We start from the raw sequence: 20,560 nt of genomic DNA, 5'->3' as shown, positions 1-20,560 counted from the left end.
TCACTTCTTGCAGCGGATCGGCACGTTCACGGAATTGCCGTCCGAACTCAGATTGCGGTACTGCAAGTCTTCGCTTTCGATGGCGAAGCGGGGCACGGCGTGGACATAGCGCTGCTTGCAGACGGTGTCGTCATTGATCAGCTGGCCCGCCAGCATGTAGTCGCACAGGGCGAAGCGCGATTCCTCGTCGTCGAGGATCAGCACGCGCGCGGCGCTGTACAGGGCCGATTGCAACACTTCCGGGCTGCAATTTTCCGGGCCCGTCAGCTTCAGATGGGTTTTCGTCTGCGTGGCCAGCCGTTGCAGCTTGACGAGGGCGGCGCGCTCTTCCTTGCGGGCACTGTCGACGTGTACGTCTTCGCTGGCCAGGCGCAGCGCCAGCGAGGCAATTTGATCGATGGAAATGTGCCAGGCAAAGCCTTCCAGCCGCGTGCGGATCTGGCCCGGCAAGGGATCGGCCGCATCGACTTCGCAGCGGTACTGGCCCAGGTGGGGGCGGCACAGCACGGGGATGGCAAAGGCCGAGGTGCGCTTGCTCTTGACGAATTTCTGGCTCAGGTCGCCAAAGTTTTCATGCGTGATGGTATCGAAGCGGGCTTGGCCAAAGCCCATCTTGACGAGGTTTTCCTTGCGCTGGCGCGAAAACAGGGCGTCGACGGCGTCGTAGATATTCTTGTTGAAGATGCGGTCCAGCGGCTGGCGCTCGTCCGACATCTTTTCAAAGACGGCGCTGGAATTGGGCGCGTTGGCATCGATGGAAATGAGGATGAAGGGCTTGCTGTTCAGGCGCGGCGGCACGACGGCCATGTCGTTGCCGTACAGCTGCGTCAGGGCCACGTCCCACAGGGTTTCCACGCCCAGGTTGTCGGCCGCGCCGCCATCGAACAGGTGCACGTAGGACGGCGATTCGCGCGACTCGGAACCGAGTTCTGGCACGAAACTGTTTTTCGGACGGAAACGCTCGAAGGTGACGGAATCGAACACGCCGGGAAAGGCGGCCGAGGTGGCCACGGCCGTGGCCAGGCGGATATCCTGGATCGGCGAATGCAGGGTGCTGTAGAAATACTCATAGGAAAACACCACGCGCTTGCCGCCATCCGTGGCGTCCGTCGCGTTGGCCAGGAAGATGGGGCCGCCGTGCGGCAAGTCCTGGTAGGTTTTCTTGTCGTACAGCACATCATCCAGCACGTCGGACAGGAACGAGGTGCGCGTCTTGTTCGTCAACAACATCGTCGTCAGGTTGGCGGGTTTCAATATGGTCTGGCCAAAGAAATCCGTTTTCAGCTTGCTGCGCAGCAAGGGCCAGTCCGTCTGCTTGCCATGCAGCGCATAGTAGCCGCCCGCGATGGCGCCGCCCGAGACGCCGGAAATGGCCGAGGCGCCGCTGACGAGGCCGAACTGCTCCAGCTGTTCCAGCGAGGCGGCCGAGAAATTGGCTGCGCGGCTGCCTCCGCCGGACAGGGCGATGCCGATGAAGTGGTCATTCGGCATGGGATTCTGGATACGCGCCTTGGGCGCGTCGATGCGCAGGCGCGGGGTTTCCTGCACGGTAAACGTGCGGTTTTCGACGCCGCTGTTGGGGCGCAGGGCGAGTACCGTGCAGCCGCTCAGCAGCGCAACGAGGATAAATGGGGCGAACAAACGTGGATGCATGCGTGATCTGTGCGTAGTCAGGGGTTGGGATACGGACGGAAACGTGTGCGATTCTAGCAAACCCGGCAACAATCAGCTATTCAGCTGATAAGCGGGCAGGGCAGCGCTGCTGCGCGCAGGCATGGCCCGTGCGCCAGCACGCCCAGGGCCAGCGGCCACAAGCCATCGTCATTGATCTGCATCAATGGCGGTGCGTCCGCTGGCAGCAGGACCGCCAGAGCGCCTCTTGGTGGCGTAACTTAATGCCGCAGCATCACGCCGATGGCGATGCAGGCCACGATCGCCAGGCTCATGGCGAGGCTGTAGGCGACCATCAGCAGCAGCCAGCGGCAGACGGTGGCGAGTTTGCCGCTTGGATACACGCGCCACATGGCCCAGGGCAGGTAGGCCAGCAGCCAGGCGCCGAGCACGAGGCGGACCAGGTCGACGGGGATGAGGATCATCAGCGCCATCGTGATGAAGGCGAAGGCATTCGTATGCAGGGCGAACAGGAAGTGCTCGCCATAGCGCCGTCCGCTGCCCAGGTAGAGGATTTTCAGGAACAGGGCGAACAGCGGCATCAGGCAAAACATGGCGTACGGCGCGTAATGGAAAAAGCTTTCCACCACGAGTTTTTGTTTCTCGGCCGTGGGCAGTTGCTCAAAGTCTTGCCATTGGCGCGGCAGGGTGGGCGTCTGGCCCAAAATGCTGACCTGCATGGCCGACGTCTGGTTTTCCGGAGCTTGGCGGGGGCCATGGGCGCCTACCTGGGCTTGCTGGTCGTGGACGGTGAGGAACATGTCGGGGCTGCTGAATTTGAGGATGGCAAAGAACAGGATGCTGAAGGTCAGGTAGACGCGCAGCGGCTCGACGTAGCGCACGCGGCGTCCCGCGAGGTATTCGTTGCTGAGTGCGCCAGGGCGGAACAGCAGCAGGGCCAGGGTACGCCAGAGCTTGCCTTCGAGCGCCACATAATGGGCGACAAATTCATGCAGGAATTCGCGCGCGCTGGGCATGTGCACGGCCGTTGTCTGGCCACAGGCGCTGCAGAAGTTGCCTGGCGCATCGCTATGGCAGTTATGGCAGGTGCTGGCGGGATGCGTGCTGGATGACACTGTTTTCAAGATGGACTCTTTCCATGGCCGAAAGGTAAAGATGATCGCTCAAGGGCGCAGCATATGATGAATGAAAACAATGATAAAAGCGCATTTTTTCGCGTTCTAGTTGCTTTCGAGATACAAAATCCTGCACCGTTCAGGCGCCACGGAAGGCGGCCAGCAGGCGTCGTTCACCGGCCGGCGTGAGGTGCAGGGCACGGCTGTCGAGTTCGCGCTCGGCCCAGCGCTGGCGCAGGGCCAGCTGCAGCAGGGCCGCCCCCAGCGCGCCGCCCAGGTGGGCGCGCCGTTCGCTCCAGTCCAGGCAGGCACAGGCGAAGCGGCGGCGCTGGCGCTGCAATTGCGGCACGTCGATGCCCAGGGCCGCCATGCCAGCCGCGCCCGCTTCCGACAAACGATATTCTCCGCCATCGTCCAGCAGCCAGCCTTGCGTGTGCAACTGGTCATGCAGGGCGACGGCCACCGTACCGGCCATGTGGTCGTAGCAAGTGCGCGCATGGCGCAGGCGGTCCGGCGTGGTGGGGGTAAACGGCGTCGCCGCCACGCCGGCCACCACCAGCAGCGCTTCGAGGGCCTGGCCCACCTCCATGCTGGCCAGGCGGTAGTAGCGGTGCTTGCCCTGCGCCAGCATCGACAGCAAGCCATCGTCGCGCAACCGGCTCAGATGCGCGCTGGCCGTCGAAGCGCCCACCTCGGCCAGCGCCGCCAATTCCGTGGCCGTGCGCGCATGGCCGTCGAGCAGGCTGCACAGCATGCGCGCGCGGGCCGGTTCGGCGATGGCGCCGGCCAGTTGCGCCAGTCCCATGTCGGCCGTGCGGGCTTGATGCTTGTCATCCATGATTCGTTCGCTAGCGAAGTGTTGTGGTGGAAGGGCCAGCATACTCTGCTCCCTACCTCACTGCAATGGAAGCCGCATGCCGCTCACCGATTCTGTTACCGACCCCGCCGACCCTTTCTCTGCCGTCACCCACGCGGCGCCGTACGATTACTATCGCCGCCTGGCGGACGGCCCGCCGCTGCGATTCGATGCGCAGCTCGACTGCTGGCTGGCGACGGGCGCGGCCGGCGTGCGCGCCGTGCTGGCGCATCCCGCCTGCCGCGTGCGCCCAGCGGACCTGGGCGTGCCGCACAACCTGGCGGGCACGCCATGCGGCGCGATCTTTGCCGAACTGGTGCGCATGAACGATGGCGAACGGCATGCCTTGCCAAAACAGGTGCTGGCGCGCGCGCTGGGCCAGGTGGATATGGCGCGCTTGCAGGGGCGGGCGCTGCACCTTGCCGGCGAGCGGGTGCCCGGTAGCGCCGCCCAGCTGAACGATGCGATTTTTGAGCTGCCCCTGTTCGCCATGGCGGACTTGCTGGGCTTTGCGCCAGCGCAATGGCCGGCGCTGGCCGCCTGGACGCGCTCGTTTGTCGCCTGCCTGTCGCCGCTGAGCAATGCCGAGCAACTGGCCGGCGCGCAAGTGGCGGCCGATGCTCTGCTGCAAAGTTTTGGCCGTCTGCTGCGCGCGGGCGACGTGAGGCCCGGCAGCATGCTGGCCGCCATCGTGGCCGAGGCGGATGCCTTGGGTTGGCAAGCGTCGGGCGGCGTGCTGGCCAACCTCGTGGGCTTGCTGTCGCAGACGTGCGACGCCACGGCCGGCTTGCTGGGCAATGCCATCGTGGCCTTGCGCGCGCAGCCGGAGTTGTCCACGCAATTGAGTGCCGCGCCCGAGCTGTGGCTGGCCATGCTGCACGAAGTCAGCCTGCGCGATCCCGCCATCCACAACACGCGCCGCTACACGGCGGAAGACGCGGAGTGCAATGGCGTGCGCGTGCCGGCCGGGCAGATGATCCTCGTCGTGCTGGCCAGCGCCGGCCAGGCGGAGTCGGGTTTTGGTCATGGCCGCCACGCCTGTCCGGGCCAGGCCATCGCGCTCGCCATCGCCACGGCTTGCCTGCAGGCGTGGGCCGGGGCTTTGGAAGGCTTGCCGCTGGCGTGGCGTTATCTGCCGTCGCTGAACGCCCGCATCCCCGTGTTTGTGCAAGGAGCAAACGCATGATCGCCGTGATTTTCGAGGTCTGGCCCAGCGCCGCAGGACGCCAGCAGTACCTGGACCTGGCGGCGTCCCTGCGGCCACTGCTCGATGAGGTGGACGGTTTCATTTCCATCGAGCGCTTCAGCAGCCTGAGCGAGCCAGGCAAACTGCTGTCGCTGTCGTTCTTTCGCGACGAGGCGGCGCTGGCGCAGTGGCGGCAGCTGGAAGCGCACCGCGCGGCGCAATCGGCCGGCCGGCACGGCGTGTTCGACGATTACCGGCTGCGCATCGCCGCCGTCGTGCGCGATTACGGCATGCTGGAGCGGCAGCAGGCGCCCGCCGACAGCCAGCGGCGCCACGATGCCTAGCCTTTAGCGGGGCAGCGCGCCCTGGGTGATTTTCACCTTGACCCGGTAGGTGGGCTCGGCCGCGTTCAGGGCGGGCGGCGTGGCCGGGTCGACGTCGAGCAGGGTGAACGTCAGGTGGTTGACGGTGACGGAACTGGCGGCGCCGGGCATGGACTCGGACAGGACGATGTCGGTCGCGCCCGCGCTGTTGAGCAAACTGAAACTGTAGCTGACGTAGCCTTTCCACACGCACACGGCGCCCTTGCGGCAGCGGCTGTCGTTGACGCGTTCGAGTTTCAGGGTATCGGTGGCCGTGATGGCCACCTGTTCGCCCGGCGAAAGCACGTGGGTGACGCTGCGCGGCGTGTTTTCCGCGTCGCCGGCGCTGCCGGCCGCGCCGCAGCCGGCCAGCATGGCCAGGCAGGCGAAGAACAGGGGAAGCAGTACGGTGCGGTAAGAGCGGTTCAGAGTAGACATGTTTTTCCTTTCAGGTGGTGCGTCCCCGGCGTGCTTGTTCACGCGTGGGATAAAATGATAGTAACAAAATGATATTTTTCCGGCGCACTATTGGCGTGCTGCCGATGAATTGAGGCGCGAGCCACGCGGCGCGCCGATTACTGCGTAGAATGGTTGTTTTGAAAATCAGGAAACAACCATGAAAAAAACCGACCTGGCCAAAAGCGATGCCAAGAAACTGATGGGAAAGATGAATGTTCCCGGCGCCGGTGCATTCGGTAAGGAAGCGGTGGTCGTCGACCGCCGCGAACAGCGCAAGCGCGACCAGGCCCTGGGCCTGGTGCCATTCGCCGTCAAGCTGAACAGCGATCTGGTCTTGCAATTGCAGACCCTGGCCAAGGAGCGCGGCGCGGATCTGAATGAAGTCGTTGCTGAATTGATCAGCAAGGGCCTGGCTGCAGCTTAACTGGCTGCCATGTTTATCTGTTGATAAACATCAAGTAGTAAAACTAAAAGGCGCCTTGCGGCGCCTTTTACATTGCGGCATTGCTGGGAATTACACGTAGGCCGCCAGCGCGCCCTTCATTTTTTTCAGTGCCGCCACTTCGATCTGGCGGATGCGCTCGGCCGATACGCCGAACTCTTCCGCCAGCGCGTGCAGGGTGGCGCCGGAACCGTCGTCGTTGGCCAGCCAGCGCGCTTCGATGATGCGGCGCGAACGGGCGTCCAGCTTGGACAGGGCCGTTTCCAGGCCTTCCGATTGCAGGCGCGTCACTTGTTCCGCTTCCAGCACCTTGGTCGGCTCGCTTTGCTCCGACGACAGGTAGGCGATCGGCGAAAACTTGTCGTCTTCATCGTCGGTCGGCGATTCCAGCGCAATGTCGCGGCCGCTCAAACGCGTTTCCATCTCGATCACTTCTTCGCGTTTCACGTCGAGCAGCTTGGCCAGCGCATCGATCTGCTTCGGCGTCATCGCGTCCAGGCCCGTCTTGTGGCTGCGCAGGTTGAAGAACAGCTTGCGCTGCGCCTTCGTCGTCGCGACCTTGACCAGTCGCCAGTTTTTCAGGATGTACTCATGCATCTCGGCTTTCACCCAGTGCATGGCGTACGACACCAGGCGCACGCCCTGGTCCGGATCGAAACGTTTCACGGCTTTCATCAAGCCGATATTGCCTTCCTGAATCAGGTCGGCGTGCGGCAAGCCATAGCCCAGGTAGCCGCGGGCAATCGAGACCACCAGGCGCAGGTGCGACAGCACCAGTTCTTGCGCGGCGGCCAGGTCATTTTTTTCGCGCAGGCGTGTCGCCAGCGAAATTTCTTCGTCGTGGGTCAACATGGGCAGGCGGTTCACGGCCGAAATATAGGCGTCGATATTGCCCAGATTGCCAGTGAACCCGAGGCCCAGCGCATTACTTTTGGTCGGAACCAATGCGGACGTTGCGGACATCATAGTCATGTTTTCTCCCTCGTAGTCTTGCTTTGTTCCAGTTGGCCACGTCACGCGACGTGGCAGCTTGTATCGTCGTTTTTGCGTATTCGGTCTTGCACTTTGCAGATCGCGGCACCATCTTGATCTGGCGTCCATGGCGGTTCTGCTGTTGGTATGTCCCTATATTAGCACTCTCTGCTTGAGAGTGCCAATCAGCACATTTAATCGATCTGATAGCCTAAATGCTATGGCGAATGAATGCCTGATAAATATGTCTGAATAGCGATCTGAACAGCACTACAGGCCGCTTCACGACAACGTAGCCAGTCTACGGCCTCTGGCTGAAGCGAACCTTAAGAATACTTGCTTAATATCAAGATAACAGCAGTATGGGGAGGGCGCATGGCGGCACCGGAGGCGCCGCCATGGGAAAGAAGATCAGTTCAGGCGCGCCAAGTGGCGCTGCACGCACAGGAAGGCGCCGATCAGGCCCAGGCCGGCGCTGACGGCCAGCAAGCCGGCCATCGGCAGCGGCGCCAGCGGCACCAGCTGGAATTCGGACGCATACAGGCGGGCAAACTCGGCAATCGCCGTGTTCAGCGGCTGCAAGGCCAGCGCCACGGCGCCCAGGGCCAGCGCGCCGGCGCACAAGCCCAGCAGTGCGCCCGTGTAATAGAAGGGGCGGTGGATGAAGGTGTCCGTCGCGCCGATCAATTTCGAGATGCTGATTTCATCGCGCTGCTGCATCACTTGCAGGCGGATGGTGTTGAAGACGACGGCGATCACGGCCACGCCCAGGGTAATGGCCAGCAGCAGCAGCACCAGGCGCAGCACGCCCAGCAGGGCCGCCAGGCGCTTGACCCAGGCCGAATCGACTTGCGCCGATTCCACGCCGGGCAAGTGGCGCAGCTGTTCCGCCACGGCATCGACATCCTGCGCTTCGCTGGCGCTGCTGAAGGCGTCGAGTTTCAGCACATAGCTGTCGGGCAGGGGATTGTCGCCCAGGGTGCTGAGCACATCGGCCAGGCCGTTCTTGTTTTTCAGCGAGTCCAGCGCCTGTTCGCGCGGGATGAAGACGATCTTCGCCTTTTGCTCGCCGACAATCTTGCGCATGGCGCCCGCCAGGCCCACGGCTTGCTCGCGCGGCGTGTCGATCTTCAGGAAGACGCTGATTTCCGGGTCGACCGACATCTGTTCCGACATGGGGCGGACATTGTCGAGCATGGTCAAGCCGGCGAACGGCAGCGACAGGGCGATGGCGACGACGAGCACGTTCAATAGGAAGCCGCCCGGCGACTTGCGCAAGTGAATCAGCGCCGAACCGAGGGCGAAGCGATGTTGACGGAACCAGCCTCTCATGCCTGTTCTCCCGCGTCATCCCCGGCGCCGGGGGCGAAATCGGGGTCGGGCGGCGCGAACACGGGCGCCTGCGTGGCCTTGTCGATGGCCACCAGCTGGCCGTTCTTCAGGTGGATCACGCGGGCGGCGGCGTCGAGCATCTGTTCGTCATGGCTGGAAATGAGGCAAGTCACGCCCACGGAGTGGAACGCTTTCAGGGCGTCGAGCACCTTGTTGGCGCTGGCGCGGTCCAGGTTGGCCGTCGGTTCGTCGGCCAGGATGATCTGCGGCCGGTTGACGATGGCGCGCGCGATCGACACGCGCTGCTGCTCACCGCCCGACAGCGACAGGGGGCGCGCCATGGCGCGGTCCAGCAAGCCGACTTTATCGAGCGCGGCGCGCGCGCGCTGTTCGGCCGCCGTCTTGTGGGCGCCGACGACGAGCAGCGGCAGCATGACGTTGGCCAGGATGGAGCGGTCGTTGAGCAATTTTTGCTGCTGGAAGATCAGGCCCATGTTGCGGCGCAGGAAGGGCACGCCGGCCGGCTTGATCTTCGCCATGTCCTGGCCATTGACGATCAGCTTGCCCGACGTGGGGCGTTCCATGGCGGCGATCATTTTCAGCAAGGTGGATTTGCCGGCGCCGGACGGGCCCGCTAAAAACACCAGCTCGCCTTTGGCAATATTGAGGGAAATGTCGCTGAGCGCCACGGCGTCGGCGGAGTATTGCTTGGAGACGTGCTGAAATTCAATCATGTATAGGCTTATCCTAGCAGCGCTTCGACAAATTCGGCAGCCACGAAAGGCTGCAAGTCTTCAATTTTCTCACCGATGCCGATGAAATACACGGGCACGGGACGCACGCGGGCGATCGCCGCCAGCACGCCGCCCTTGGCGGTACCGTCCAGCTTGGTAATCACCAGGCCGCTCAGCTGCAGGGCATCGTCGAAGGCCTTCACTTGCGTGAGGGCATTCTGGCCCGTGTTGCCGTCGATCACAAGCAGGGTTTCATGCGGCGCGCCATCCATGCCCTTGCCGATCACGCGCTTGATTTTCTTCAATTCTTCCATCAGGTGCAACTGCGTCGGCAAGCGGCCCGCCGTGTCGACCATCACCACGTCGATGCCGCGCGCCTTCGCCGATTGCACGGAGTCGTAGGCCACGGCGGCCGGATCGCCCGATTCCTGCGAAATCACGGTGACGTTGTTGCGCTCGCCCCAGACCATCAACTGTTCGCGCGCGGCGGCGCGGAAGGTGTCGCCCGCGGCCAGCAGCACGGACTGGTTATTCGACTGCATGTGCTTGGCCAGCTTGCCGATGGTGGTCGTCTTGCCTGCGCCATTCACGCCGGAAATCATCATCACCAGCGGCTTGTGGCGGCCCAGTTCGAAGCGCTTTTCCAGCGGCGAGAGCAGGTCGATCAGCAGCACTTTCAGGGCGGCCTTGACGGCGGCCGCGTCGAGCAGCTTGTCTTCCTTGACCTTTTTCTTCAATTCCGTGAGCAGGAATTCCGTGGCGTCGATGCCGGCGTCCGACATCAGCAGCGCCGCTTCCAGCTCTTCGTACAGGGCGTCGTCGATCTTCGCGCCGACGAACAGCACGGACAGGGTGTTCGAGGTTTTCGACAGGCCGGCCTTCAGGCGCGTCATCCACGATTTTTTCTCGGGTTCGGCTGCGACGATCACGGGCACGAGCTCGGCCGGCGCGCCGCTCAGGGGCGTGGCGGCAAGCTGCGGTGCAGGCGGCGTGGCGGCGGGAAGGACGAGGGGCTCGGCTGGTGCAGCCTCGGGAGCGATGGGTTTTTTCTTGAAGAAACTAAACATGGATGTGTGGTGGCGGGTGCTGACCTAAGGCCCGGCGGCGCCGGACACTGTGTTACGGGCTATTCTACCAGAGCGCGCCCGGCCCTTCATGCTTTACTGTTCGATTGGCAACATTGCGCCGCTATCCACGGAGATCGCCGCAGTTGCCGCGCTTTTCCGCCGGTTCAGTGGGTTTGCAGGGCCAGCGCCTGGTGGCGGCGGCGCCAGTCGGCGATGCTTTCGTCGACTTGCCGCAAGTCCAGCACGTGCAAGAAGGGTGGCGGCTGCCTGCTCAGCACGGGACTGCGTCCCCCTGCCCACAATTCCATGCTTGGCGGCAAGCTTGCATGCAGCTGCTGCAGGCTGTCGCGCGTCTGCCGTTGCTTGCTGGCGCTGGAAAACGATAGCGCGACGATGTCGGCCCGCTGCGCGCGGGCGGCCGCGACGATGTCCGTCAGCGGCGTTTCCACGCCCAGCGACATGCAATGGGCGCCGGCCGCCGCGCACAGCGCTTCGGCCATCAGCAGCCCCAGGCCGTGACGCTCCTGCGGCAAGGTGCTGAGGACGATGCGCGGCGAGCGCATGGATGGGCTGCTTACTTGCGGTAGGGAAAAGATGGCGTGCCGCATCACCGTCTGCAAGGTTTCGCTATACAGATGCTCTTCGTAAACCGCCAGTTCGCCGCAAGCCCACGCTTCGCCCACCATGCGGGTGAGGGGGGCGATGACGTCGATGGTGAACGCTTTCAAGCCCAGCACGGCCAGCGCCTGGCGCAGGGCGTCGCCCAGTTCCGCCATCTGGTGGCTGCGGCACAGGGCCAAGTAGTGTTCAAGCTGGGGCGCCGGCGCGGGCGGCGGCGTGCTGCCGGCGCTGGCCAGCTGCTGCAGTTGCGCGGTGCTGTGCTGCATGATTTTTCCCGGACGAAATCCGAGGTCCAGCAGGCGTTTGACCATGCGCAACTTTTGCACTTGTTCGGCCGGGTAGCTGCGCTCGCCAAAGGCGTCGCGCCGCGGCTGGGGGAAGTCGTAGCGGCGCTCCCACACGCGCAAGGTTTCCTTGGCCAGCCCGGTGTCGCGTTCGACATCGCCGATGCTGAAGGCAGGAGAGAGTTGCAGGTCAGTATCCATACCAGTGGGGGTGCTCGCATGCCGAAAAGAACGTTACTGGCATTCTACGCCTTCCGCCGCCCCGTACCAAATAGCTGAATCCGATTGGATATTGCTCGCGTATAAGTTTGTGAACGACAACAGGTGCTCATTGACATAGATCAATATTTGACTGACTATCGATGCAGCTTGTTTTGTCCAGGACAAACATAACACAGGTGCACTCATGAAAATTGCCGTCGTCGGAGCAGGAATCGCAGGATTGTCGTGTGCCTATCGCCTGGCGCAATCGGGCCAGGACGTCACCTTGTACGAGGCGGGCGATTACTTTGGCGGCCACAGCCATACGGTGGATGTCACGCTCGATGGCGTCACGCATGGCGTCGACACGGGTTTTCTCGTGTTTAACCACGCCACCTACCCGCATCTGGTGCAACTGTTTGACGAACTCGGCGTCGAGGCGGCCGACAGCGACATGTCGTTTTCCGTGAAGATGCCGCTGGGCGCTGCGCCCGACGCCCGCGTGCTGGAATGGGCGGGCGCCAATCTGGACACCGTGTTTGCCCAGCGCAGCAATCTGCTGCGCCCCGCCTTCCTGCGCATGTTGCGCGACATTCTGCGCTTCAACCGCCAGGCCAGCGCCCTGGCCACGGCTGCCTTGCCGGCGCCGGCCCTGTCGCTGGGAGAATTCCTCGACCTGCACGGCTATGGCGACGAATTCCGTCACTGGTATCTGCTGCCGATGGCCGCCTGCATCTGGTCGTGTCCGGCGCGCCAGATGCTGGCCTTTCCCTTGGCCACGTTCATCCGTTTCTGCCACAACCATGGCTTGCTGCAAGTGAGCGACCGGCCCCAATGGCGCACGGTGCGGGGCGGCTCGCGCGTGTACGTGGAAAAATTGCTGGCGGGCATACCGCAGCAGCGCCTGGCGTGCCCCGTGCTGGCCGTGCGCCGCCAGGGGCACGGCGGCGCGCGCATGGTCGAGCTGCATACGGCCGCCGGCGTCGAGCATGTCGATCACGTCGTGCTCGCTTGCCACAGCGACCAGTCGCTGGCCCTGCTGGGAGATATCCGCGACGACGAGCGCTCCGTGCTCGAAGCCGTGCGCTACCAGCCGAACCGGGCCGTGCTGCATACGGATGCCTCCTGCCTGCCGCAGCGCCGCCGTGCCTGGTCCGCCTGGAATTACCAGGGGCGGCCGGCAGCGGGGGAGGGCGAAGCGCCGCAAGTGTGCGTGCATTATTTGCTGAACCAGCTGCAGCCGCTGCCGTTCACCACGCCCGTCATCGTCTCGCTCAATCCGCTCGACGAGCCCGATCCGGCAAGCATCATCGACGAATTTTCGTATGCCCACCCCGTGTTCGATGGCGCGGCCATTGCCGCCCAGACGCGCCTGGCCGGCTTCCAGGGCGCGCAGCACACGTGGTTCGCGGGCGCCTGGACGGGCTATGGCTTCCATGAAGACGGCTTGAAGTCGGGCCTGGCCGTGGCGCAAGCCCTGAACGGCCTGGCGTCGGCGGAGCTCGGCCATGCCGCGTGATCCCACGCAGCCGCTCCGGCCGCAGCCCCAGCTGTGCCTGGGACAGGTGCGCCATGCGCGGCTGCGTCCGCGCGCGCATGCTTTTGCTTACGGCATGTTTTACTTGCGCCTGCCCCTGCGCAGCCTGGGCGCGCACGATTTTCCTGCCCGTTTGATTTCGCGCAACGGCGCCAATGTGCTGTCCTTCCGCGACAGCGACCATGGCGATGGCACGACACCGCTGCTGGACTGGATCGACGGCTTGCTGCGCCAGCATGGCGTGGTCGACGCGGGCGGCGAAATCTGGCTGCAAACCATGCCGCGCATGTTCGGCTATGTCTTCAATCCCGTCAGTTTCTGGTTTTGTCACGGGCTTGACGGTGCGCTGCGGGCCGTGCTCTGCGATGTGCGCAATACCTTTGGCGAGCGCCATCTGTACTTGCTCGAGCAGGGCGGTGCCATCGCGTATGGCAGCGAACTGGTCGCCAAGAAAATCTTTCACGTGTCGCCGTTTTGCAAGGTGGAAGGCCAGTACCGCTTCCGTTTCCTGCGCAACAACGACCAGGATGGCGAGCGCCACCTGGCCCGGGTCGATTACGACGACCTCGACGGTCCGCTGCTGCAGACGAGCTTGTCCGGCACGGCGCAGCCGCTGCGCGATGGCGCCATCGCCTGGGCCTTGCTGCGCTATCCCCTGATGACGTTCGGCGTGATGGCGCGCATCCATTGGCAAGCCTTGCGCCTGTGGTTGCGCCGCGTGCCGTTTTTCAGCAAACCCCACCCTCCACAAGAAAAGGTGTCCCGATGAGCTCCGATTCCCTGCCGACCGGCCTGCATGCGCGCAGCAGTTCCACTCCCTTGCATGGGCATGCGCACGTGGACATGCCCGCTGCCGGGCGCATGATCGTGCGCCTGCTGGAAAAATTGCAATACGGCGCGCTGCGCCTGCGCACGCCCGACGGCAGCATCTTGCTGTACGGCGATGGCAGCCATCCCGTCACCCTGGACTTGCACAACTGGCGCCTGTGCGCGGCCGTCCTGCGCTCGGGCGACATCGGCTTTGCGGAAACGTTTATCGCCGGCGACTGGCGCACGGATAATTTGCCGGGCTTGATCGAGTTGATGATACGCAACCGCGCGCACATCGAGTCATTGATCTATGGCAACTGGTGGGGCAACCTGGTGTACAAGGTCCGGCATTTGCTCAACCGCAATTCGCGCGCGGGCAGCAAGAAGAATATCCATGCCCATTACGACATCGGCAACGCCTTCTATCAGCTGTGGCTGGACCCGTCGATGACGTATTCGAGCGCGCTGTTCACCGAAGGCGCCAGCCTGGAGCAGGCGCAAGGGGCGAAATACGCGCGCATCGCGGACCAGTTGCAACTGCAGCCGGGCGCACGCGTGCTGGAAATCGGTTGCGGCTGGGGCGGCTTTGCGGAAACGGCGGCGCGCGACTGCGGCGCGCACGTGACGGGTCTGACCTTGTCGACCGAACAGCTCGCCTATGCGCGCCAGCGCCTGCAGGACGCGGGCCTGGCAGGGCAGGCCGACTTTCAGCTGTGCGATTACCGCGACAGCGCGGGCCAGTATGACGCCATCGCCTCGATCGAGATGTTCGAAGCCGTGGGACAAAGCTACTGGCCCGGCTATTTCGCGTGCGTGGCGCGCAACCTGAAGCCGGGCGGACGCGCCTGCATCCAGACCATCGTCATCGCCGACGACTTGTTCGAGCGCTACAGCAAGAGCACGGATTTTATTCAACAGTACATTTTCCCGGGCGGCATGCTGCCCTCGCCGGCCGAATTTCGCCGCGCCGCCGAGGCGCAGGGCTTGCGCGTGGAAGACGCCTTCAGTTTTGGCCTCGATTACGCGGAAACCTTGCGCCAGTGGCGCGCCAGCTTCCTGGCCCAGCGCACGGCGCTGGAAAAGCAGGGTTTCGACGGCCGTTTCCTGCTCACCTGGGAGTTTTACCTCGCGTATTGCGAGGCCGCCTTCCAGGCGCACAACACGGATGTGATGCAATTTACCCTGATCAAGGAGTGATGATGCGCCAGCTGCTCGTCGCCGCTTTGCTGTCGTTGACCATGTTTGGCGCCGCGGCCGCGCCGCCGGCCTTTATCGCGGCCGACGTGCCCGAAGCCCGCCTGGCGGGCGAGGGGGAATACACGTGGTTCGGCATGCGTATTTATCGGGCGCAACTTTGGGTGGGCGCGAACGGTTACCAGGGCGCGGCGTCGGCAACGGCACCCTTCGTGCTGGAATTGCGTTACGCGCGCTCGCTCGACGGCAAGAAGATCGCCGAAGCCAGTTATGAACAGATGCAGAAAATCGGCGCCGGCACGCCGGAGCAGCGCCTGGCGTGGCTGGCCACCATGCAGCGCATCTTTCCTGACGTCAAGGAAGACCAGCGCATCGCGGGCGCCTACCGGGCGGGCATCGCGCCTGGCGTGCGCTTTTATCTCGATGGCAAGGTGCTGGCCGACGTGAACGATGGCGACTTCGCGCGCGCCTTCTTCGCCATCTGGCTGTCGCCGTCGAGCACGGCGCCGAAGCTGCGCGCCGCCTTGCTGCAGAGTGCGGCGCCGCTGCCATGAATACCAGGGCCAGCGCCTTGACCTTGCCGGCCTTGTTCAGTTATGGCCTGTTCGGCTTGCCGCTGGCCATGCTGGCGCTGCCCATCTATATATATGTGGCGCCGTTTTATGCGCAGCGCAGCAGCCTTGACCTGGCGCAAATCGGCGCAGTGCTGCTGGCGGCGCGCATTGCCGCCGCCTTCATCGACCCGGCCCTCGGCGCCTGGATGGCGCGCGGCGGGCGCAGCTATGCCGTGCTGGTCGGCGCATCGCTGCCGCTGCTGTTGCTGGGCTTTGGCGCCCTGTTCCATCCGCCGGCCATGCCGCAAGCGGCCACCCTGGCCTGGTTCCTGGCTGCCTTGCTGCTCGTGTACGCCGCCTATGGCCTGGCCGGCATCGCGCATCAGAGCTGGGGCGCGGCCTTGAGCCAGGCGCGCGCGCAGCGGGCGCGGGTGACGGCCGTGCGCGAAGGTTGCGGCTTGCTCGGCGTGATCCTGGCGGCGGGGCTGACGTCCGTGCTCGGCTATGACGGCCTGTCGCTGGCCTTTGCCGGCTGCCTGCTGGCGGCAGGTGCGTTGCTGCTGGCGCGCGCGCCGCGTCCGGTCTTGCGCCAAGGCACGGCGGCGCTGCCCGCTGGCGCCTGGCGCCTGCCATTTCGCCAGCGCGCGTTTCGCTGGCTGTTTGCCGTCCTGCTCGTCAATGGCGTGGCTGCCGCCATTCCCGCCACCCTGTTCCTGTTCTTTGCCAGCGACTACTTGCGCCTGGGCCCATACGCGGGACCGTTCCTGATCGTCTACTTTTGCGCGGCGGCCGCTTCCATGCCCGTGTGGGTGGCCCTGGCGCGCCGCTTTGGCGAAGCGCGCGCCTGGGGCGGCGCCATGCTGCTGGCCGCCAGCGTGTTTGTCTGGGCGTATGGCCTGGGCGAGGGCGCCGCCTGGGGTTTTGCCGCCATCTGCCTGCTGTCGGGCCTGGCGCTGGGCGCCGACCTGGCCTTGCCGCCGGCCCTGCTGGCAGGGTTGATCGGCGCGGCCGGCCATGCCGGGCGGCACGAAGCGGCGTATTTCGGCTGGTGGAACTGGGGCGTGCAAATGAGCCTGGCGCTGGCGGCCGGCATCGCCTTGCCCCTGCTGGCCTGGCTCGGCTATGTGCCGGGCAGCGGCAGCGGCGGCTTGCCGGCCCTGTCTGCCGCCTACGCCGTGCTGCCCTGTGTTTTGAAACTGCTGGCGGCGCTCATGCTGTGGCGCGCGCCGCTACAACATATATATAGTGACCATCGGGAGAATCGCGCATGCGCTTCATGACTTATTGCAAACGTTGCCTGCCGCTGGCCGCCTTGCTGCTGGCGCTGGCCGCCTGTTCCACGCCGCCCACGCCGGCCACGTACGCGCAGGAATTGCCCGTACTGGATCTGCAACAGTATTTCAACGGCACGCTCGATGCCCACGGCATCTTCCAGGACCGCTCCGGCAAGGTGGTCAAGCGTTTCACCGTGGTGATGCGGGCCAGCTGGGTGGGCGAGACGGGGACCCTGGACGAGGATTTCACGTATGCGGACGGCAGCCGGCAACGGCGCGTGTGGACCTTGCGCAAGACGGCGCCCGGGCGCTTCATCGGCACGGCGCCCGACGTGATCGGGGAAGCCATCGGCGAAGTGGCGGGCAATGCGCTGCGCTGGCAATACGTGCTGGCGCTGCCCGTCGATGGCACGGTCTACCACGTCGACTTCGAGGACTGGATGTTCTTGATGGATGACAAGGTCATGCTCAACCGTGCCGCCATGAGCAAGTTCGGCTTCAGCCTGGGCGCCGTCACCTTATCGTTCAGCAAGCGTCCACAGGCGGCCCCATGAATCGCAAGATCAGCAATTGGGCCGGCAAGCGCGTGTGGATCATCGGCGCGTCCAGCGGCATCGGCGCCGCGTGCGCCACCTTGCTGCTGGAGCAGGGCGCGTGCGTGGCCTTGTCTGCCCGCCACCGCGCCAGCCTGGAACAGCTGTGCGAGGGACAGCCGCTGGCGCAGGCCTTGCCGCTCGATATCACGCAGCATGCGCAAGTGCGGGCCGTCTGCGTGCAATTGCAGCAGCAGTGGACGCATATCGACCTGATACTGGTGGTCGCTGGCGGCTATCAGGCCATGCGCGCCGATAGCTTCGACCTCGAGGCGGCCCAGGGCTTGCTGGCCCTGAACGTGGGCGGCGTCTTCAATTGCCTGGAGCCTGCCTTGCCGTGGCTGTTGCGCCAGGGCAGCGGCGGCATCGGCATCGTCGGCTCGGTGGCAGGCTATGGCGGCTTGCCCAAGGCGCTCGCGTATGGCGCCAGCAAGGCGGCGCTGATCAACCTGACGGAGTCGCTGTATTTGGACTTGCATCCGCGTGGGATTGATGTGTATCAAATCAACCCTGGTTTTGTCGCCACGCCTTTGACGGCGAACAATGATTTCACCATGCCGGCCCTGATGACGGCACAGGACGCGGCCGCCGCCATGCTCGACGGGATCGAACGGGGGCAATTCCACATCCACTTTCCGAAACGCTTTACCAATACCATGCGCCTGGCGCGGCTGTTGCCGTACCGCGCCTATTTTTGGCTGATCCGCAAGGTGACGGGCCTATGAGCGCAACCATGGAAGGTGCGCTGGCGCGCCTGGTGGCGTTTTACGAGCACCTGAGCCTGGAGAGCCTGGCCCAGCTGGGTGCCGTGTACGCGCCAGACGCCCGTTTCAAGGACCCGTTCAACGAGGTGGAGGGCCATGCCGCCATCCTGGCCATCTTCGAGCACATGTTCGTGCAAGTCGATGCCCCGCGGTTTGTCGTGCTGGAAAGCCTGGGGCAGGGGGAGCAAGCGTTCCTGACGTGGGAGTTTCGCTTTCGCATGAAACGCCTGGTATCTGGCGAACAATGTATTCGTGGAGCAACACATGTACGTTTCGACGGGCTGGGGCGGGTGGTATTGCACCGCGATTATTGGGATGCGGCGGAAGAATTGTATGAAAAACTGCCGGTGCTGGGCCCTTTCATGCGCATGCTCCGGCGCGCAAGCCGGTGCTAAGCATGTTTCTTGATGCTTTTAAGCAAAAAAAGCGAAAAAGAAAAAGTAAATTGTGTGGAATTGGGCTGGCGAAAACTTGATTTCGGTCAATATGTCGTTTTTATGACACAAATATGTCAAAATATTGAGAAGGCAACATTGTAAGAAATTGTTTCAACTGATGCGAAATTTACAAGCAAGAGTCGTCCTCATCCGTTCCAAGCGGGCACCCGGCGCGGGTACCGGAAAACATGGAAAACATTTCTATGTGAGCAATTTAAATTACCGGAAAGTCAGTAATTGTATTGATACTCTGCCTATTTTCCCCACGCGCGCGCCGACATCGAAAATCGCGCCTACGCCCCTGAATAATGCGGCAACGCACCAAAACAGGGCGTCATATTTCCCATTTGCGGGCATCCGGCAGCAAACATTGGCGATGCCGTGTATGCTTCGTCCCGTTTATCCATTATCGCCTGACAAATTGTGCGCTTTGTCGCGTAAATCATGCAGGGCAAATGGCGGGTAAAGCATGTTGACGTTTTAATCATGCGCCTGATACTGTTGCACTAATACAACGGGTGTCGACAAGGCATGCGTTATGATGGAATGGTCAATCAGGCCAATGCATTGGTTGGCAAGGGGCACTGGCTCTGTCGCGTAGTACGGTTGGCGATGACCGGGATGCCTGAAAACGCACTCGGCCTGGTACCGGAAGTAACATGTTGGAACTTGATGGAATGTGAAACGGTCGTTATAGTGCCGCTTCCGGTGCCCTTTGAGCACCGAACCGGCGCATGAAAATACGGTCGCTCTGCAGCCTTCAAGCTTATCGGTGCAATAGCGTGCCGATACCGATATGAATTGTTCCCCTGACCGGAACAGCAATGTGGCAGGTGGAGACCTTGCCCTCACTCATAAAAAGCGCTCTGTTAGAGCGCAGCTCGAGATGCATAGGCTGTATTACTTTTTGCTTCAAAATTAAAGGAAATCGCAATGAAAAAAACTCTGATCACCCTGGCAGTTCTGGCAGCAGCCACCGGCGTAGCCCAAGCTCAATCGAGCGTTGTTATCTACGGTACCGTTGACGCTGGTTTCGTCAGCGAGCGCGGCGGCAAAGCTGGCTCCGTGAATAAACTGGACAGCGGCGTTGCTTCGGCTTCCCGTCTGGGCTTCAAAGGCACCGAAGATCTGGGCAGCGGCCTGTCGGCTCTGTTCGTTCTGGAAGCTGGTTTCGGCGTGGACAACGGCGCGCAAGGTAAAGACGAAGGCCTGTTCGGTCGTCAATCTTACGTAGGTCTGAGCAGCAAAACGAGCGGTACCCTGACCCTGGGTCGTCAATACACCCCTTGGTACAACACCCTGTCGAAAGTTGCTGATCCATTCGCAGTGGGCTACGCTGGTTCCGCCAAGAACCTGTTCCCAGCGAACACCCGCACCAGCAACACCGTGCTGTACACCTCGCCAAACTTCAACGGCTTTGACGCTGACGTGGCTTACACCTTCGGCGAAAAAGCTGAGTCGAACAAGTATGGCCGTCAAATCGGCGCGTCGGCTGGCTACTCGAACGGTCCTTTGAACGCACGTCTGGCTTACAACAACACCAGCAACGACGACATCGGCGTTCAAGCCGCTAGCGCACGTAACTGGTTGGCTGCAGCTAACTACGACTTCGCAGTTGTTAAAGCTTACGTCGCATACGGCGCAAACAAAGGCCTGAAGAGCGCCCAGTTGAATAACAAAGGTGTTGATGCTAACGGCAACAACTACTACAACTACGCTCCAGCTGCTGCTAGCACCGACAGCAACAACATCCTGGTCGGCGCAACCGTACCTGTTGGCCCAGCTGGCACCGTGATGGCTTCGTTCATCCGCACGAACGACAAAACCGCTGCTAACGCTGATGCTGATCAATGGGCAGTGGGCTACTCGTACGCTCTGTCGAAGCGCACCAGCACCTACGCTTCGTACGCCAAGATCAAGAACAAAAACAACGCTACCTACACTGTTGGTAACAACAGCAACGTTGGTTCGGGCGACAAAGCCTTCAACGTTGGCGTTCGTCACTCGTTCTAATATTCGCGCAAGCGAAGCTTAGTACCGCTGTCAGCATCCCTTCGGGGATGCTGACAAGCAAGGAAACGCGTCTCCAGGCTAGTCCTGGCGGCGCGTTTTTGCATTGGCGGCGCCAGTTATA

Annotated in this window: 21 protein-coding genes; 12 read left to right on the top strand and 9 right to left on the bottom strand. The window is 63.0% G+C overall.

What is annotated here, in order from left to right:
- From CLU94_RS09415 to CLU94_RS09405, 3 genes are all read right to left on the bottom strand, one after another.
- On the bottom strand, positions 1 to 1,653 hold the full coding sequence (locus CLU94_RS09415; RefSeq protein ID WP_099665450.1) for a patatin-like phospholipase family protein: 1,653 nt from the start codon (positions 1,651 to 1,653) through the stop codon (positions 1 to 3).
- Positions 1,654 to 1,892: 239 nt separating this feature from the next.
- Positions 1,893 to 2,747: a DUF3667 domain-containing protein gene (locus CLU94_RS09410; protein ID WP_257219057.1), complete on the bottom strand. Its 855-nt coding sequence runs from the start codon at positions 2,745 to 2,747 to the stop codon at positions 1,893 to 1,895.
- Between the two features lie 139 nt (positions 2,748 to 2,886).
- A complete protein-coding gene (locus tag CLU94_RS09405; protein WP_099665449.1) occupies positions 2,887 to 3,585 on the bottom strand; it encodes an ArsR/SmtB family transcription factor in 699 nt (232 codons plus the stop codon).
- 76 nt (positions 3,586 to 3,661) lie between these two features.
- On the opposite strand from CLU94_RS09405, the gene CLU94_RS09400 reads away from it, so the two are divergent.
- Both CLU94_RS09400 and CLU94_RS09395 read left to right on the top strand, forming a co-directional pair.
- Complete coding sequence (locus CLU94_RS09400) at positions 3,662 to 4,789, top strand: cytochrome P450 (protein WP_099665448.1); 1,128 nt, start codon at positions 3,662 to 3,664, stop codon at positions 4,787 to 4,789.
- Positions 4,786 to 5,133, top strand: a complete 348-nt coding sequence (locus CLU94_RS09395; protein ID WP_099665447.1) for an antibiotic biosynthesis monooxygenase family protein — start codon at positions 4,786 to 4,788, stop codon at positions 5,131 to 5,133. Before CLU94_RS09400 ends, CLU94_RS09395 begins: the two co-directional genes overlap by 4 nt.
- Before the next feature lie 3 nt (positions 5,134 to 5,136).
- Here the strand turns inward: CLU94_RS09395 and CLU94_RS09390 are convergent, their stop codons facing one another.
- Positions 5,137 to 5,589: a hypothetical protein gene (locus CLU94_RS09390; protein ID WP_099665446.1), complete on the bottom strand. Its 453-nt coding sequence runs from the start codon at positions 5,587 to 5,589 to the stop codon at positions 5,137 to 5,139.
- Positions 5,590 to 5,767: 178 nt separating this feature from the next.
- Between CLU94_RS09390 and CLU94_RS09385 the strand changes: the two genes are divergently transcribed.
- On the top strand, positions 5,768 to 6,034 hold the full coding sequence (locus tag CLU94_RS09385; protein ID WP_077399791.1) for a hypothetical protein: 267 nt from the start codon (positions 5,768 to 5,770) through the stop codon (positions 6,032 to 6,034).
- A gap of 90 nt (positions 6,035 to 6,124) precedes the next feature.
- On the opposite strand, the gene rpoH is transcribed toward CLU94_RS09385, so the two are convergent.
- The 5 genes from rpoH to CLU94_RS09360 form a co-directional block, all read right to left on the bottom strand.
- Positions 6,125 to 7,018 carry an RNA polymerase sigma factor RpoH gene (gene rpoH, locus CLU94_RS09380; RefSeq protein WP_034784924.1) on the bottom strand — a complete coding sequence of 298 codons (894 nt, stop codon included), beginning with the start codon at positions 7,016 to 7,018 and terminating at the stop codon, positions 6,125 to 6,127.
- Between the two features lie 417 nt (positions 7,019 to 7,435).
- Positions 7,436 to 8,356: a permease-like cell division protein FtsX gene (ftsX, locus tag CLU94_RS09375; protein ID WP_099665445.1), complete on the bottom strand. Its 921-nt coding sequence runs from the start codon at positions 8,354 to 8,356 to the stop codon at positions 7,436 to 7,438.
- Entirely contained in the window at positions 8,353 to 9,090 is a 738-nt protein-coding gene (locus CLU94_RS09370; RefSeq protein WP_077399798.1) for a cell division ATP-binding protein FtsE, read from the bottom strand. The genes ftsX and CLU94_RS09370 overlap by 4 nt, the downstream gene beginning before the upstream one ends.
- Positions 9,091 to 9,098: 8 nt before the next feature.
- Entirely contained in the window at positions 9,099 to 10,157 is a 1,059-nt protein-coding gene (gene ftsY / locus CLU94_RS09365; RefSeq protein WP_099665444.1) for a signal recognition particle-docking protein FtsY, read from the bottom strand.
- A gap of 164 nt (positions 10,158 to 10,321) precedes the next feature.
- Positions 10,322 to 11,263: a MerR family transcriptional regulator gene (locus tag CLU94_RS09360; protein ID WP_099665443.1), complete on the bottom strand. Its 942-nt coding sequence runs from the start codon at positions 11,261 to 11,263 to the stop codon at positions 10,322 to 10,324.
- A 205-nt stretch (positions 11,264 to 11,468) separates the two neighbouring features.
- On the opposite strand from CLU94_RS09360, the gene CLU94_RS09355 reads away from it, so the two are divergent.
- From CLU94_RS09355 to CLU94_RS09315, 9 genes are all read left to right on the top strand, one after another.
- On the top strand, positions 11,469 to 12,782 hold the full coding sequence (locus CLU94_RS09355; protein WP_099665442.1) for an NAD(P)/FAD-dependent oxidoreductase: 1,314 nt from the start codon (positions 11,469 to 11,471) through the stop codon (positions 12,780 to 12,782).
- Positions 12,772 to 13,569, top strand: coding sequence for a DUF1365 domain-containing protein (locus tag CLU94_RS09350; protein ID WP_099665441.1), 798 nt, complete (start codon positions 12,772 to 12,774; stop codon positions 13,567 to 13,569). Before CLU94_RS09355 ends, CLU94_RS09350 begins: the two co-directional genes overlap by 11 nt.
- A complete protein-coding gene (locus tag CLU94_RS09345) occupies positions 13,566 to 14,807 on the top strand; it encodes an SAM-dependent methyltransferase (RefSeq protein WP_373609987.1) in 1,242 nt (413 codons plus the stop codon). Before CLU94_RS09350 ends, CLU94_RS09345 begins: the two co-directional genes overlap by 4 nt.
- Positions 14,807 to 15,358: a chalcone isomerase family protein gene (locus tag CLU94_RS09340; protein WP_257218740.1), complete on the top strand. Its 552-nt coding sequence runs from the start codon at positions 14,807 to 14,809 to the stop codon at positions 15,356 to 15,358. Before CLU94_RS09345 ends, CLU94_RS09340 begins: the two co-directional genes overlap by 1 nt.
- Positions 15,355 to 16,638, top strand: coding sequence for an MFS transporter (locus CLU94_RS09335; RefSeq protein WP_099665440.1), 1,284 nt, complete (start codon positions 15,355 to 15,357; stop codon positions 16,636 to 16,638). Before CLU94_RS09340 ends, CLU94_RS09335 begins: the two co-directional genes overlap by 4 nt.
- Complete coding sequence (locus tag CLU94_RS09330; protein WP_373609986.1) at positions 16,626 to 17,186, top strand: DUF3833 domain-containing protein; 561 nt, start codon at positions 16,626 to 16,628, stop codon at positions 17,184 to 17,186. Before CLU94_RS09335 ends, CLU94_RS09330 begins: the two co-directional genes overlap by 13 nt.
- On the top strand, positions 17,183 to 17,950 hold the full coding sequence (locus CLU94_RS09325; protein WP_099665439.1) for an SDR family NAD(P)-dependent oxidoreductase: 768 nt from the start codon (positions 17,183 to 17,185) through the stop codon (positions 17,948 to 17,950). Before CLU94_RS09330 ends, CLU94_RS09325 begins: the two co-directional genes overlap by 4 nt.
- On the top strand, positions 17,947 to 18,384 hold the full coding sequence (locus CLU94_RS09320; protein WP_099665438.1) for a nuclear transport factor 2 family protein: 438 nt from the start codon (positions 17,947 to 17,949) through the stop codon (positions 18,382 to 18,384). The genes CLU94_RS09325 and CLU94_RS09320 overlap by 4 nt, the downstream gene beginning before the upstream one ends.
- Before the next feature lie 975 nt (positions 18,385 to 19,359).
- On the top strand, positions 19,360 to 20,439 hold the full coding sequence (locus CLU94_RS09315) for a porin (RefSeq protein ID WP_099665437.1): 1,080 nt from the start codon (positions 19,360 to 19,362) through the stop codon (positions 20,437 to 20,439).
- The last annotated feature ends 121 nt before the right edge of the window (positions 20,440 to 20,560 follow it).

This window comes from Janthinobacterium sp. 13, assembly GCF_002749695.1.
GTDB classification, from domain to species: Bacteria; Pseudomonadota; Gammaproteobacteria; order Burkholderiales; family Burkholderiaceae_D; genus Janthinobacterium; species Janthinobacterium kumbetense.
Note: the sequence above shows the minus strand (reverse complement) of the source record. Positions and strands in the feature narration are given on the sequence as shown.

Excerpts from the sequence above, each read along its gene's own strand:
- CLU94_RS09320 (WP_099665438.1), top strand. The coding sequence starts at position 17,947 with ATGAGCGCAACCATGGAAGGTGCGCTGGCGCGCCTGGTGGCGTTTTAC.
- CLU94_RS09415 (WP_099665450.1), bottom strand. The coding sequence starts at position 1,653 with ATGCATCCACGTTTGTTCGCCCCATTTATCCTCGTTGCGCTGCTGAGC.
- CLU94_RS09405 (WP_099665449.1), bottom strand. The coding sequence starts at position 3,585 with ATGGATGACAAGCATCAAGCCCGCACGGCCGACATGGGACTGGCGCAA.
- CLU94_RS09355 (WP_099665442.1), top strand. The coding sequence starts at position 11,469 with ATGAAAATTGCCGTCGTCGGAGCAGGAATCGCAGGATTGTCGTGTGCC.
- CLU94_RS09370 (WP_077399798.1), bottom strand. The coding sequence starts at position 9,090 with ATGATTGAATTTCAGCACGTCTCCAAGCAATACTCCGCCGACGCCGTG.
- CLU94_RS09345 (WP_373609987.1), top strand. The coding sequence starts at position 13,566 with ATGAGCTCCGATTCCCTGCCGACCGGCCTGCATGCGCGCAGCAGTTCC.
- CLU94_RS09315 (WP_099665437.1), top strand. The coding sequence starts at position 19,360 with ATGAAAAAAACTCTGATCACCCTGGCAGTTCTGGCAGCAGCCACCGGC.
- CLU94_RS09395 (WP_099665447.1), top strand. The coding sequence starts at position 4,786 with ATGATCGCCGTGATTTTCGAGGTCTGGCCCAGCGCCGCAGGACGCCAG.
- CLU94_RS09400 (WP_099665448.1), top strand. The coding sequence starts at position 3,662 with ATGCCGCTCACCGATTCTGTTACCGACCCCGCCGACCCTTTCTCTGCC.
- CLU94_RS09390 (WP_099665446.1), bottom strand. The coding sequence starts at position 5,589 with ATGTCTACTCTGAACCGCTCTTACCGCACCGTACTGCTTCCCCTGTTC.
- CLU94_RS09335 (WP_099665440.1), top strand. The coding sequence starts at position 15,355 with ATGAATACCAGGGCCAGCGCCTTGACCTTGCCGGCCTTGTTCAGTTAT.
- CLU94_RS09330 (WP_373609986.1), top strand. The coding sequence starts at position 16,626 with ATGCGCTTCATGACTTATTGCAAACGTTGCCTGCCGCTGGCCGCCTTG.
- CLU94_RS09340 (WP_257218740.1), top strand. The coding sequence starts at position 14,807 with ATGATGCGCCAGCTGCTCGTCGCCGCTTTGCTGTCGTTGACCATGTTT.
- rpoH (WP_034784924.1), bottom strand. The coding sequence starts at position 7,018 with ATGATGTCCGCAACGTCCGCATTGGTTCCGACCAAAAGTAATGCGCTG.
- ftsX (WP_099665445.1), bottom strand. The coding sequence starts at position 8,356 with ATGAGAGGCTGGTTCCGTCAACATCGCTTCGCCCTCGGTTCGGCGCTG.
- CLU94_RS09350 (WP_099665441.1), top strand. The coding sequence starts at position 12,772 with ATGCCGCGTGATCCCACGCAGCCGCTCCGGCCGCAGCCCCAGCTGTGC.
- CLU94_RS09325 (WP_099665439.1), top strand. The coding sequence starts at position 17,183 with ATGAATCGCAAGATCAGCAATTGGGCCGGCAAGCGCGTGTGGATCATC.
- CLU94_RS09360 (WP_099665443.1), bottom strand. The coding sequence starts at position 11,263 with ATGGATACTGACCTGCAACTCTCTCCTGCCTTCAGCATCGGCGATGTC.
- CLU94_RS09385 (WP_077399791.1), top strand. The coding sequence starts at position 5,768 with ATGAAAAAAACCGACCTGGCCAAAAGCGATGCCAAGAAACTGATGGGA.
- ftsY (WP_099665444.1), bottom strand. The coding sequence starts at position 10,157 with ATGTTTAGTTTCTTCAAGAAAAAACCCATCGCTCCCGAGGCTGCACCA.